At 39.7% G+C, this 13505-nt stretch carries 14 protein-coding genes; 11 read left to right on the top strand and 3 right to left on the bottom strand.

The annotated features are described in order from the left end of the window. Positions 1-66: 66 nt before the first annotated feature. Positions 67-1044: a phosphotransferase enzyme family protein gene (locus C162_RS07500; RefSeq protein WP_036693083.1), complete on the bottom strand. Its 978-nt coding sequence runs from the start codon at positions 1042-1044 to the stop codon at positions 67-69. A gap of 200 nt (positions 1045-1244) precedes the next feature. Here C162_RS07500 and C162_RS07495 point away from each other — a divergent pair, with 200 nt between their 5' ends. Continuing rightward, positions 1245-1733: a hypothetical protein gene (locus C162_RS07495; RefSeq protein ID WP_036693080.1), complete on the top strand. Its 489-nt coding sequence runs from the start codon at positions 1245-1247 to the stop codon at positions 1731-1733. A gap of 3 nt (positions 1734-1736) precedes the next feature. Here the strand turns inward: C162_RS07495 and C162_RS07490 are convergent, their stop codons facing one another. Further along, positions 1737-2471 (bottom strand): class I SAM-dependent methyltransferase, encoded by a 735-nt coding sequence (locus C162_RS07490; RefSeq protein WP_235218373.1) that lies wholly within the window; start codon positions 2469-2471, stop codon positions 1737-1739. Between the two features lie 250 nt (positions 2472-2721). Between C162_RS07490 and C162_RS07485 the strand changes: the two genes are divergently transcribed. From C162_RS07485 to C162_RS07470, 4 genes are all read left to right on the top strand, one after another. After that, a complete protein-coding gene (locus tag C162_RS07485; RefSeq protein ID WP_036693079.1) occupies positions 2722-2946 on the top strand; it encodes a hypothetical protein in 225 nt (74 codons plus the stop codon). Between the two features lie 57 nt (positions 2947-3003). Next, a complete protein-coding gene (locus tag C162_RS07480) occupies positions 3004-3780 on the top strand; it encodes a hypothetical protein (protein WP_036693076.1) in 777 nt (258 codons plus the stop codon). Between the two features lie 73 nt (positions 3781-3853). Continuing rightward, positions 3854-4420, top strand: coding sequence for a DinB family protein (locus C162_RS07475; RefSeq protein ID WP_036693074.1), 567 nt, complete (start codon positions 3854-3856; stop codon positions 4418-4420). An 11-nt stretch (positions 4421-4431) separates the two neighbouring features. Beyond that, positions 4432-4893 carry a hypothetical protein gene (locus C162_RS07470; RefSeq protein WP_036693072.1) on the top strand — a complete coding sequence of 154 codons (462 nt, stop codon included), beginning with the start codon at positions 4432-4434 and terminating at the stop codon, positions 4891-4893. Positions 4894-4962: 69 nt separating this feature from the next. Here the strand turns inward: C162_RS07470 and C162_RS07465 are convergent, their stop codons facing one another. Beyond that, positions 4963-5457 carry a hypothetical protein gene (locus C162_RS07465; RefSeq protein WP_036693070.1) on the bottom strand — a complete coding sequence of 165 codons (495 nt, stop codon included), beginning with the start codon at positions 5455-5457 and terminating at the stop codon, positions 4963-4965. Positions 5458-5554: 97 nt separating this feature from the next. Between C162_RS07465 and C162_RS07460 the strand changes: the two genes are divergently transcribed. The 6 genes from C162_RS07460 (at position 5555) to C162_RS07435 (ending at position 13289) form a co-directional block, all read left to right on the top strand. Continuing rightward, positions 5555-5881: a hypothetical protein gene (locus tag C162_RS07460; RefSeq protein ID WP_036693069.1), complete on the top strand. Its 327-nt coding sequence runs from the start codon at positions 5555-5557 to the stop codon at positions 5879-5881. Between the two features lie 119 nt (positions 5882-6000). Beyond that, positions 6001-6330 carry a nucleotide pyrophosphohydrolase gene (locus tag C162_RS07455; RefSeq protein WP_036693068.1) on the top strand — a complete coding sequence of 110 codons (330 nt, stop codon included), beginning with the start codon at positions 6001-6003 and terminating at the stop codon, positions 6328-6330. A 19-nt stretch (positions 6331-6349) separates the two neighbouring features. After that, positions 6350-8227: a DUF2075 domain-containing protein gene (locus C162_RS07450; RefSeq protein WP_051493294.1), complete on the top strand. Its 1878-nt coding sequence runs from the start codon at positions 6350-6352 to the stop codon at positions 8225-8227. Between the two features lie 279 nt (positions 8228-8506). Then, positions 8507-9526 carry a hypothetical protein gene (locus C162_RS07445; protein ID WP_036693067.1) on the top strand — a complete coding sequence of 340 codons (1020 nt, stop codon included), beginning with the start codon at positions 8507-8509 and terminating at the stop codon, positions 9524-9526. A gap of 192 nt (positions 9527-9718) precedes the next feature. Continuing rightward, entirely contained in the window at positions 9719-10639 is a 921-nt protein-coding gene (locus C162_RS07440) for a Hachiman antiphage defense system protein HamA (protein WP_036693066.1), read from the top strand. After that, the gene (locus C162_RS07435) at positions 10629-13289 is read left to right on the top strand and encodes a DEAD/DEAH box helicase (protein ID WP_036693065.1); all 2661 of its coding nucleotides are present in this window, start codon (positions 10629-10631) and stop codon (positions 13287-13289) included. Before C162_RS07440 ends, C162_RS07435 begins: the two co-directional genes overlap by 11 nt. The last annotated feature ends 216 nt before the right edge of the window (positions 13290-13505 follow it).

Below are 13505 nucleotides of genomic sequence, written 5' to 3'. Positions count from 1 at the left end.
GGAAAAGACGCTCGGGAATTCCCGTAGCGTCTTTATTTTGCGCTTGTGCCAAGCCCAGGTGAAGATTCAGTCCCAATACGGCACGCCGCTGAAGAGAAACGATTCATTGTTTAAGTAGGACTTAATCTCTCTACTGGCTAATTTATTGATATGTCCAGGCAGCCATTCCTGAGAGTCCGGCAAGCCCAACCAGAAATTCATCGTCTCCAGCTGCGCTGCGATGAAGAAGCCTTCTAACCGCTGGGTATAGTTATCCGGTAACGGATGGTGCATGGAATAAGACTGAAGCAGCTGTTCTCTGAACGAAGGATGGATGTAGGAGAACGTCCAGCCCAAATCCACTAAGTAATAACCGAACCCGCAAGCGCCAAAATCAATGGGCCGTACCTCTTCTCCATCAAACACTAAATTAGTTGGAATCAGATCAGCATGAATCATGCCCCAATTACTGGCGGTCCGCTCCATAGAATTCATCATGTGAATGACCCGTTCGCCTGCACGCAATAGAAGCTCCACATCATCCGCAGCAAGCAGTCCGTCAGCCGCACGTTCTTTTAGCAGATCAAGGGCTTGCAAGATCCGGGAAGGATCAAAGGCCGGGCGTTCAAAGGCAGCGGGAATGCTCCAGTTCGAGGCTTGCTTATGTAACTTGCCGATCAATTCACCTATGGCCCCGGCATCTTCTATAGTTGGAATGAAAGGCTTCTGCTCACCCTCCACCCATCGTAACAAAGTGCAGCGGGTATGGTTCACGTCCGTAATGAATTCTCCACGAGTATTCTTGCAGGGTGAAGGCAGGGTCACATCGGTATCCAAGGTTAAGGCTTCCAGCCAGACCATCTCGGATTGAAGGACCTCCCGCTTACTCCAGATTGGCTCAAGGGCGTCACCTTTGGAGATATGTAACCGGAGGCTGTAACAATTGTTGTCCAGATCAGTGACTTTGTAGATCGTATTGCCGCTCTGTGCAATGAACTCAACCGATTTGCAGCTTATAGAGTAGTGCTCGAGTGCTTCCATTGCGGTATTCAAGTGTTTATCCAATCGCAGATCGCTCCCTCATTTATCAAAGTATAATAGTACGATAACATAGCTGTTCATGGGCGGGGATGGAACTGTTGACTATATTTGTTTTTTATTGCTAGGATGGGCATCCATAACTGCAATCTGACTTATGATATACTAGAAGGTAAATTTTAGGGTGATCCTCAAGATGAGTGAGCAGACAAGGAGGTTAACCTTATATGCGTAAAGGGAAAGGGTTTTTAATACTGAGAATTCTAGTTGCCGTTCTGCCTTTTGTCCTGTTGATCCAAAATTATGGTACCACCATTCGGATCTGGCTCCATCCTGTAACCACAACGATAGGGCAGGTAGCCCCCCTGTTGCCTGACAAGGAGATCACTACCCTGACCTTTATTCCTGGAAATGACGCAAAGAGGGAATTCAATATTACCGGCGATGATGATCTTAGCGATCTCATAACCCGTCTCTCCAGCCTGCAAATAAAGGAAAAGAACAAAAGTAACCAAAAAGAGCCCGATCAATTCGACTCCATATTTTTAAGCGTCCAGGGTGGCCTAAGAGTGATGCTGGATGTCTCCGAAGATAAGAAGGAGCTACTTCTGCTGAAAGTTAGCAAGGATAACACAACCACCCGCTGGTATTCTGTCCTTAACCAGGAGGAGATGGAGCAGATCGTCAGCTTAATTATGGCAAAGAGAACAGATTGAAGCTTACGATTTCTTGCATACGCTAATAAGGAGCGGGGAGCTGGAGGTGAACGGGGTACGATCCCAGTCCGCATACTTATGCTCGATACGGAATCCGTAACGGGTCAATAACTCCGTCAGCGCAGCGTATGTTGTGAACCGGCAGTCGATCCGTGACTCTGTCCGCTTATTGCCCCAATCGCGAAAAGTTACCCAGTGCATGATGGAACGTTCCGTATCGTAGGTCTGTGTGCCCGATACCTTGACTACGTTGCCGTCTGAATCGGTGAATTGGCCCCAATCCGTCTCCTCTTCATCGGACAGGTCAGTTCCTGCGGGATTGCGCGTCTCGAAGATCAGACGTCCTCCGGGCTCCAGATGATTGTAGACGGTGCGGAGTAAGGCGGCCTGATCCTCATCACTCAAAAAAGCCTGAAACGCATTCCCCGTTAAATAGATCATGGCAAACCGCTTATCGGAGCGGAAGGTTCGCGCATCAGCTTCGATAAACGCTACAGGCAAGTTCCCGGCCTTCACCCGTGCATAAGCCAGCATAGAGGAAGCAATATCAACGCCAGTTATGGCCACTCCCGCCTGAGCCAGCGGCAGAGTCGTAAGTCCGGTTCCGCAAGCCAGCTCCAAAACCTCTCCGGCAGACGCCTTGGCCCATTCCAGATAGAACTGATATTTCCGTGTCTCCCCGCCGAACTCCCGATCATAGTTGATCGGGTCACGGTACTCTTCCAGATTGTTGTGCACAGTCAATGCCAGCTCCTCCTTGGGAATACAATATAAATGCATAAAGGTACGATAGCATAGCTGTTCATAGGCGGGAATGGAACCGTTGAGTATATTCGTTTTTTATTGATAGGATGGGATTGAAATGATTAGGAGGGGGATGATCGGATGAACATCCATAACTGCTGGGACGCATGGATCGGAAGGTTCAAGGCAGAAGCCACGAGGGTGTTGGGGTTTGCGGTGGGGGAGCCGGAGGAAGGGGGATTTCATGTTTGATATTTATGAATTTATTAACTGGACAGTAGAAGGGAAAAGGCAAGTTGTAGTTATTCCTAAGATTGGTGAAGTAATCAGGGGAACAGCTCTAACATTTCAAGATAATATGTTACAAATCAAAACTAGTGCTGACACTGAGCAAATAAAAGTTGAAGATATATCTGACATCTTCAGTGTTAGCCAAAAGCCGCAGGTTCCCGATGAACCGTCCATGTGAATTTCGAGTAATTCTGCTCAGCCAGATTATTAAGCCCCCCATAAGGAGGATAATGACATGTCTGTTCCCTCAGTCTCTAGACCATTCTTGTGGTGGTGCGCCGTGTTGACGGTCATTATCCTCTTGTGTGTTATTGCTTACCGGACAGGGGCCTCATTATATCACAATCACCAGCTGCGCAAGGATTTCTCAGCTGCGGCCGAAGCCAGTCCCTATCAACAAGGCATTCCGCTGGAGCAGATGGATCTGGGCGCGTATAGCTCCTATTTTCCCGGCATATCTGGAGAGCCTGCCTATTCGATAACGCATTTTGTAGAAGCGCCTGTGTCTCTGCAATACTATAGTGAGATTCCAAGCAAGGATACGGCGGTTGCCCTACATATCCTCAAGGGGACGGTCATTGAGGCCATTCCGCAGCATTCTCCGGGATCTTCATTCTATGAGTTAGGGTACGGGTATACCAGCTATCCTACGTATGAGAAGGGATGGCGGTATGTCCGGCCGTTCAAGACGGCAGAGGCGGCAAGCCCTGGACTGGGCGAAGAGTATTATTATATTAGAATAGACAGCATAGAGGCTGTAATGAAATCAGCGATTAGAGCAAACAAGCCTTTTCTCACTGCGGTACGTCAGGAATATTGGACCCTGAACCGGGGGACGCATGCCTTCGCACGGCTTATTGACGAGGTACTGTATCAGAATGGAGCGTACCTCTCGCCGGATGTATTCTACCGGATCTTTGACCGCTTGAATATAATGCTGCTGGGGGCAGTGGCGATGATCACCGTTGTCCTGCTAAGGCCAAGCTCATGGTTCACTCGGATTCGTAGATAGCTAGAGAGTATATATAGGTTCATGCTGCGGGTTTTAAGTAGGAGTCCATAGATAACTGAAAGCTGGTGGAACCATGAACGTAGATCAAGCAATAAGCTTCATTGATCAGGAACTATCTCAGACATTAAATGATTATCAAGACTGGTTTGATTTGAAGTCCGACGTCCGATCCCTTAAACCGCAGGTTGGATGGAGTATTGAACAAGTATTGGAGCATGTAACCTTAACCAATCACTTTTTGTTGATTCTCATTAGAAAAGGGACGCGGAAAGCCATTGAACTGTCCACAAAGAAAGATTTAAGGGCAGTGATAGAATCCCGTCCAATTCATCTGCAGGAGCTTGATGCAATAGCTAAGCATAAGTCTTTTGAATGGATCAGACCTGAGCATATGGAGCCTACAGGGGACAAAGAATTAGGGCAGATTAGAGCATTACTGGAAGAGCAAATTAGCGAATGCAGAGAGCTTTTGAAGGAGCTAGGAAACGGAGAGGGGCTACTCTACACAACCACAATGACGGTAAACAACCTGGGGAAGCTTGATGTGTATCAATACATCTATTTCCTGTGTCAGCACGCCAAGCGGCATATTGTGCAAATGCAAAGGGTTATGGATGAGTATACGGGGGCGGGAGGATAGGGGGATTTATTATGAAAAAACAAACCAAGTACCTTATAGGAATCGGGGCTTTAATCATTATTTTGGTTGCAGCTGTTGTTGTATATAATTCTCAGAAGACGACTTCATTTAAGAAAGTAGTAACTGATAAAATTAATATTAATGAAATATCGGCCATCTATATCACCCGAAAATCTTCAGGTGTTGAAGTTACGCAAGATGAAATCAAAATTGAAGATCGGGAAGAAATAAATAAGATCATGGCTGAGTTCGATAAGTTAGACTTGAAGAATGCACATGACGAAAAAATGAAGCTTGATTCCTATACTTATAACCTTCGGATATATATAAATAAGGAGGCTAGATTTGGGATTGACATATATAACAAATTTAATATTTCCTTGTATGACAGTAGTAAGACCAAGAATAAACTAAGTGATTATTCAACCGACAATACTGAAATAATAAGTAAGCTGGAGAATTATTTTAAATAAACCATAGACAAAAAGGTGTTCTCGAAGGAGCACCTTTTTTATTCACTGTTTTAAATTCTGGGTCGGAAATTAATCTATAGTCCTTAACCCCCAATTGCCTGTATCATCCTTCACGTAGTAAAAGGAAAGATTGTTAAACTTAATACCTGAACCATCCTTAACTTTAACCTCTAGAGTTACAACAGTTCTTCCAGCAGAATCCTCTTCAACAGAATTTAGCTTATCGAAAGAGTACTCTTTGCCAAGCATGAAGCCGTGTGCGTCAGCCGATTTATCGTTTGCAAATGCACTCTTGAATTTTTCTGCGTTATTGTTCACTAAAGCGTTCATTACTGCGTTCAAACTATTTTTAATGTCATCATTAAACTTCGTATCATTTACATCACTTAACTCAATGAATATACCTGTGTTGAAATTGCTCTGATCCGATGATGATTGTGGCGCTGAAGGCTGTGCCTCTTGATTTGTAGCATCTTGTTTGGGGGTAGCATTGGAGTTATCTGCACAGCCTACAAAAATTCCTATAAGCAAGGAACCCGCTATAACCTTCGCGATGTTGTTCATTTTAACCCTCCTCCGTTATATTGCCTTATCCTGTAGCAGATGCAGGTCCGATCCTTCACCTAGAATATCTTACTACTATATACAAAGGAGATTTATCATGAAGAAAATAAAGATACTACTCCTGGTAATTGTTCTGATGGTTTGCGCTGTAAGTGTGGCTGGTTTACAAATATTCAAGGACAAAACAACGAACGAAGTTGAAGCATACTTAATAGAAGAACGAGGGTATAACCCTAAAGATATATATGCAATTTATACTCAAATTGGTAAAGCTCCTCTGGTGAGTACAACCGTTATTTTTGAGGATGATAGAAGCTCCAGATATTTTTATCGTAAAGAAAATGGAAGGATATATCAATATAGTAGGGCACCCGTTCACGGTGTGGACGATGGAACAAAACGATATAAGCATATGGAAGAATAGCTCAATATTGAAATGGCTAAACAACAACCTTTTCCCTTTTTCAGGTTGGGCTATGCTATCATCATTACATACAGAGAAATTGTGGAAAATTGAATTTGACCCACTGGGCGGAGGTTCACATGGACGAATTAATGCAGAGAATCATTCAATTCCGTGACGACAGGGACTGGAAGCAATTCCATGATCCCAAGGATCTGGCGCTCTCGATCACGCTGGAGTCTAGCGAGCTGCTGGAGCTTTTTCAATGGAAGAACAGTCAGCAGGCTATAGAGCAGCATTACTCCGACATGCAGGACGAAATCGCGGATATTCTCATCTACACGCTAACGCTGGCTCATGATCTGCAGATCGATGTTAAGGATGCGATCCTTCAGAAGATAGACAAGAACGCGAAGAAATACCCCATATCCAGCTCCAAGGGAAGCTCACACAAAAGCACACAGCAGTGAATGAATAGGGGAGAGCTCTATGATTATCTATGAATCGACCAAGCAGCAATTTATGGATGATGTGACCGAGGATACGATTGCGGTAAAGATCCATAACCAGTACGTCCAAAAAATCGGCAGGGCCGCCATGGGCGAAATCAACGCATGGAACAATTCCATGAACTATCTATATAAAGTACTGAACACATCGGACATTCCAGATGACGTAGGAATCGCGATTGAATATAGAATTCCAGCGACCCCGAGAAGAGTCGACTTCATGATTACAGGCCTGAACGAACAGGATCAATACTCTGTCGTCATCATTGAGCTTAAGCAGTGGACGGAAGTGGAGACAGTTGAGGATGCAGATGGACTGGTGCAAACCTATTTTAACCGGACAAAGACTAGAACGTCGCATCCATCTTACCAAGCGTGGTCTTATGCCAGGCTAATCAATGATTATAATGAGACCGTACAGAACGAAGCTGTACAACTCTACCCCTGCGCCTATTTACATAACTACATACAAACCGACAACGATCCGTTATTACATCCAATCTATGACCCCTACATTGAGGAAGCACCGATCTTCTCCAAGGGAGATGCACTGAAGTTAAGAGGGTTCATCACGACCTATATTAAAAAGACCGATAGAACCCAATCACTGTACCTTATCGAGCATGGCAAAATTAAACCCTCCAAATCGTTGCAGGATTCACTCCTAAGTATGCTCCAGGGCAACCAGGAATTCATTATGATTGACGATCAGAAGGTCGTCTATGAGGAAGCTTTAAGATTAGCGAAGCAGGCCCAGTCGGGAAAAAAGCAAGTCCTGATTGTCGAAGGCGGCCCGGGAACAGGCAAGTCGGTGCTTGGCATTAATCTTCTGGTAGAACTTACCGCCCGGGAGCTGGTCTGCCAATATGTAACCAAGAATAGCGCTCCGCGTTCCGTATACATGAAGAAGCTTCAGCAGAACGTGAAGAAGTCGGTCATTGATAACCTGTTCAAGGGCTCAGGCGTGTATTATGAGGCATTACCCGATGAATTCGATTGCCTGATTGTGGACGAGGCGCACCGCTTAAATGAGAAGTCCGGCCTGTTCAAAAATAAAGGGATTAATCAGACGATGGAGATCATCCGTGCTTCCCGGTTCTCCGTATTCTTCATTGATGAATATCAGAAGATTGCTATGCATGATGTGGGCAGCAAGGAGCAGATTCGACACTATGCGGAGATCACCGAGCTGACCCTGGCGTCCCAATTCCGGTGCAATGGCTCGGACGGATATTTGGCATGGCTGGATGATGTGCTTGAGATCCGAGAGACGGCGAATGCAGACGGCTTCGACTTCGAGTATGATATCCGGCTCTACGATGACCCGAATAAGCTACGGGACGAAATCTTCAGCAAGAATCAGATCAATAACAAGGCCCGAATGCTCGCTGGCTACTGCTGGGACTGGAAGAGCGACGGCAAGAACAATCCTGGCGTTCATGACATTCAATTAGAGCAGTACCAATTCTTCATGAGCTGGAACCTGAGCAATACCACCACCTGGGCCATCGACCCGGAATCCATCGAGCAAGTAGGCTGCATCCACACCTCACAGGGCCTGGAATTCGACTATGTCGGAGTGATCATCGGCGAAGACATGCGCTATGAGTACAACCGGATCATCACCGACCCCTTCAAGCGTGCGAAGACGGACAAGTCCCTGTCAGGCTTCAAGACCCTCTACAAAAAAGACAAAGACGAAGCCCTCCGCATAGCCGATCAGATTATCCGCAACACCTACCGCACCCTAATGACCCGGGGAACGAAGGGGTGCTATATCTACTGTGTTGATCCTCATTTGAAGGCGTATTTGCAGAGGCGGTTGGCTTTGCAGGGAGCGGTGGTGTGGTTGGGGTGAGGTTTAACATGATGAAATAATGTTACTGAGGCATAAGAATTGAGGAAAGGTTGAATGGAGCGGGGGAAATCCTAAACTGCCAGCCTTTTCGCTGTTTTTATGAAGTGGTATTAGGGAGTGATTATTTAAAAACTAGTCATGATTTCGTTGATAAATCATATTTTAATGTAAATCAAGTTAATAGATCATTTTATAGAGGATTTCGGTTGAATTTGGCGAAATATGTAAGGGGTGGGAAGCTGAGAATAAAAAAACGGTATAAGGAATGAGGGCCATACTATGAATGAATATGAAATAATGAATGTTGTCTATCACTTTGGCGTTAAGCTAACAAAATCAAAATTTGATATGTATATACCTAAAATTCGAGACTATTTCGTTAAATATATCTTAGAGTTCAAATCGGAGTCGACTATTGAAAATGTGCTTAAACATGAAATAACTAGAAATGATATTATCCAGAGTACAGTTTATTACATATTAAAAAATAAGAATGTTCGAAGTAAGTCTGCCATTGATGACTATTTAACGATAATTAATAGATTTTTTGAAGAAGCAGTATATAGTGAATTTCCAAATCAGAATTTAATTTCTGTTAAACCGTTTAAAAATTTATATAAAGATGTTGAGTTGCTTTTAGATTCTATGGGAGTTGAATTAGAGGAACGGCAAAGTAATCCTGAAATTAACGAAGATCAATCTGAATTTATTTTAAAATATATGAGAGAAGATGAGGATAAATCCTTCATTACAGTACAAGTTCAAATTATGATAAAGCTATTTCTTGTGTATGGATTTAGTTTCGACAGACTAAAGGATCTACAAATAGAAAATTATTTAGTTGATGAAAGAAAGCTGGAAATTAATTCTCAGGAGAATCGGAGAAGCTCATTTCTCCTGGAAGTTCCTTTCAATCTGCATAAAGAAATTGAAAGTTACTTGAAAATTCGTGAGTCCAAAAAAATTGATAATAAGAGCTTTTTTGTAAACAGTAAAGGAAAATCAATTACGCATTCATTTCCTGCTTATTATTTGAATTTGATTAAGAATGAATATTTACTTTTAAATGAAGGGGAAGATGAAATAAGGAACCCATTTACTCCAACTGGAATCTCAAAGTATGCAGTAATTAAGATGATTCTTAAAGGTGTAAATCAATCAGTTATAATTGATCTCACTGGATTTAAAATGGAGACATACATGTATTGTCAACAAAAAGTTGATGAATTAAAAGAACTGAATAGAAATAGGTATATAAATCATATGATTAGGGGTATTGCGACATTTGAAGCAATTTAAGTATTAGAAATTAAACAATTCAGGTGTAAATTATTTTTAATATAATATTGCTTGAAGACTATTCAGCCTTATGTCTGCCTGAAAACAGACAAAGTAAATAAGACTTCTAACTAAGCATGTATAATCAGAATGTTTATTAAAAAAGTTGTTTTTATATAGAAATTTTCTATAAAGGAGTAATTGAAAAGATCTATGGAATGGGAAAAGTTAGTTCAAATTGATGAACAATGGGTTAGCGATCATTTGGTAAGACAACACAACGCGGAAGATACAAAAATAAAAGTACGAGGATATAGTATCAAGTTTTCAGGAAATATTCTGGATTTTAATGCTATTTCAACCTTTGTAGCTGAGTCAATTCATAAATTTGTTTATAGTCCAGGGAAAATAAAAGAACTTGGTGAGGTCAAGGCTGTATTACAATCTCAGAAATACTTCGGAAAAAAGAATCCCGATACTGACGGGAAATATGGAGAGCTATTACTTTTTTTATTAGTAGAAAGCGTTCTAAAATGCCCAATGGTTGCTTATAAAATTACAACATTATCAAACCCAAGAGACCAAGTTAAAGGAGGGGACGGTATCTTTCTTGGGGATTATGAATATCAGCCTGATAAATACCATTCGGCATGTCTCATAGGGGAATCCAAAATAATGGACGGATTCGCTGCTAGTGTTGACAATGCATTAGACTCTTTGGATAGATTTCATAATGAAAAATCATCATCACAATTTAGTGCCACTGAATTTATGGTTGCTAAACAGAGTCTAAGTGGTGATTTAGATATAGATTATGTATATGATTGTCTTACGCCAGGTTCTGAGGCTTTTCAGAAAAACATTTTAGTTCATCCAGTTTTTCTGATGTACAATACGAGCAGTATTGATACCATTGAAAAAGGAGCTCTGACTCAGACAATGGCGGAAGAGTTAATTAAAGAATATTTTGTTGATAGAGGAAATGAACATTTTCGTCTTATACAAGATAAGATAACTAAGTGGGAAAACCTACAAAAGGTTTATTTGGACTTTTTTATTATCCCAGTTAATAACGTCAGAAAGTTTAGAAACACAGTTTATTATCAAATACACGGGGTACAGTATGAAGGATAATTTATGTGAACAGGCCTACGATCATGCAATATTTAGCAAGGTTTTAGATACAATGCTTTACAATTACATAGCGAAAAACTTTAATGGTACAAGCAAAAAAATTGATATGAGTGAACTAAAGAAAGCTGGTTGGGTGGCCTCTATTCTTTCAGATAGTAAAACAGATATACATAAACAAAGGGCTCAGATTTTTGCATCCTTGTTGTATTTATTGTATAGCGATGATGTTAATTGTAATAAAATGAGCTACATAATTTTCTCTCGAACTGGAAATTTATTGGCAACTAAATTTTTATCTGTACTTTATGATTCCAATTCACACAAAAATCTGTCACATATAAAATTTAAACATGAATTCGGAACAATTCTTGATTACGAAGTTGGACTCAAACGTGATGAAAATACTATAGACCTTAACCAAGAATCAATTGTTACAACAGATTTTCAGAGGAAACTTTGGGAAAGTTTACTTGGACAGAATAATGTTTCTATTTCTGCTCCAACATCAAGTGGTAAATCATTTATCATCCAAAGTTATATAAAATATAAGTTTGATATATTAAAAAAATTCAACGTATTGTATATCGTTCCTTCAAAGGCTTTATTAAACCAAGTAAGTGAACAATTTCGAAGAATATTAAATAAAGAAATAATGATTAAAACTGCCTTTATTAATACTCAAGTGGACTACGACAACCCTAAGTATGAAAAAGTAATGTATGTACTTACACCAGAAAGATGCTTGAATGTGCTTTATCAAAAGAATGATTCTTTTTCTCCAGATTTCATTTTTATTGATGAAATACAAAACATTGAAGATGAGGAAGGAAGAGGGGTTCTTTTAGAATATGTTTTGAATGACTTAAGTAAAGCTTGGCCGAAAACAACTATAGTTACGGCAGGCCCTAATATATCAAATAGTGACACTTTGTTTTCTAATATATTCAATAAAGAATGTGTTGAGAATGAAACGAGTTTATCACCTGTATTCCAGATAAAGGCCATTGTTTCCCCTGATTTTATTTATAACAATCTTGATCTAAAAGTGACCTCTTTACAAGAAAAAGCTCAAGGACTAAATATTTCATTGCCAGTTGATTTTAATGTTAAACAGGTCGCGGATTCCAATTCCGGCACTTTAATGTCTAAGATTGTAAAAAGGATAGCCGATGGAGAACAAAGTATTATTTACTCTCCGAGAACGGATTTTGCTGAGAAATGGGCATTGGTGCACTTAAATTCTTTAGAATCCAAAGCTAGTAATGCTCTTAGAGAATTAATTGATTATTTAAAAGAGGAAATACACCCAAAATATTACTTAGTTAAATGCTTAGAATATCGTGTTGCATTTCATCATAGTAAATTACCGGAACTTGTTAGGAAAGAAATAGAAAGTCTTTTTGATAGTGGAGAGATATTGTATTTATACTGTACCTCTACATTAATTCAAGGGGTAAATTTACCTGCTAAGAATTTGTTCCTAATTTACCCTAAGAAGAGGACTGATGAATTATCCCCATTTGAATTTGGAAATTTAATAGGTAGAGCAGGAAGAATTAAAGATTCATTATATGGCTCGATATATTTTGTAGCAAAGAATAACTCTGATAAGATCATAGCAGAAAAATACTTTGCAGAAAATTATCAAAAAGAAGTGGTTTTGGCGAGTACTAAATCATTAAAAAAGGATGGTTTCATAGAAAATGAATTGAAGGACAGGGCGCTTGATGTAACTAGAAACAAGAGTGGCCATACAATTACTTTACTGAAACATAAGTACTTAAGTGGTGAAAATGAGTTGGAAACTTATCTGAAGAATAAAGGCTTAGATAAGTCGGAAATTGCATTAATAATAGATGAACTTGAATCACAACTTTTCAATATAGAGCTACCGTATGAGGTATTAAAATTAAATCCTTCTGTAGACCCTATGTTACAAAATAAGTTATATCAAATTATCAAAGAAGAAGGAATTATTAATTGGGTTATTTCCCCTAATTCTAATTTCTATAAGAAAATTAGAAAAGTAGATTTAGAAAATTATGAATTTAAAGATTTGAGTTTTTATTGGCAGTTTTCTATATTGTGCACAAAAATAAATGACGTTTTCGAAGTTACAAAAGAGACATACTTCAAACATAACATTAAAAAATTATATATGGGTAATATTTCACACTTTGGGTTTAGGTGGCTTCAAAATATGAGCTTTAGGGAAATAATTGAGGAGGATATTAATTACTATGCAAATGTTCGTGAGGAGATAGATGCTGAGAATGAGAATGATATTAATAAAAGAATTAATAATGTAATGAAGGTTCACTCAAAAGTTATCACATTTACCTTGGTGAAATACTTTAAGGTATTGGCTGATATTTTAGCATACTCATTGTCAGAAGAAGAAAAGGAGAAATATAAATTAATTTTATCCTTACCCATAATGCTTGAATTAGGAACAATGGAGCCTATTATGATTCAATTAATATCGTTAGGTATTAACAGAAGTGTGGCCTTAAAAGTATTTAATGAGTTTAAAAAGGAACACAACTATCTGGAAAGGGATGTTATTGAATGGCTCTTTACAAAAGGTTCTAATCTTCAAATGAAGCCGATCTATATAAAATATTTAAGAGAACTAGGTTATATTCGTTAAGATTTAACGTTCTGCAAATTAATTTAAACTCAGTTTGATTTTTTAAGAATTATCCAAACTATAAGGGGAACGAATGTGAGCTTCATGCACTCATTTGTTCCTTTTTAATTTTTGTGAAAAAATAGAACACATTTTCTAAACAGAACGCATGTTTCATTTTTCAACAGTGTTTGATATAATAAAGTCCAACTTATAGTTTTGTGTGAAAAAGATATA

Origin of the sequence: Paenibacillus sp. FSL R7-269 (assembly GCF_000517865.1) — a bacterium.
Taxonomy (GTDB): Bacteria; Bacillota; Bacilli; order Paenibacillales; family Paenibacillaceae; genus Paenibacillus_AQ.
Note: the sequence above shows the minus strand (reverse complement) of the source record. Positions and strands in the feature narration are given on the sequence as shown.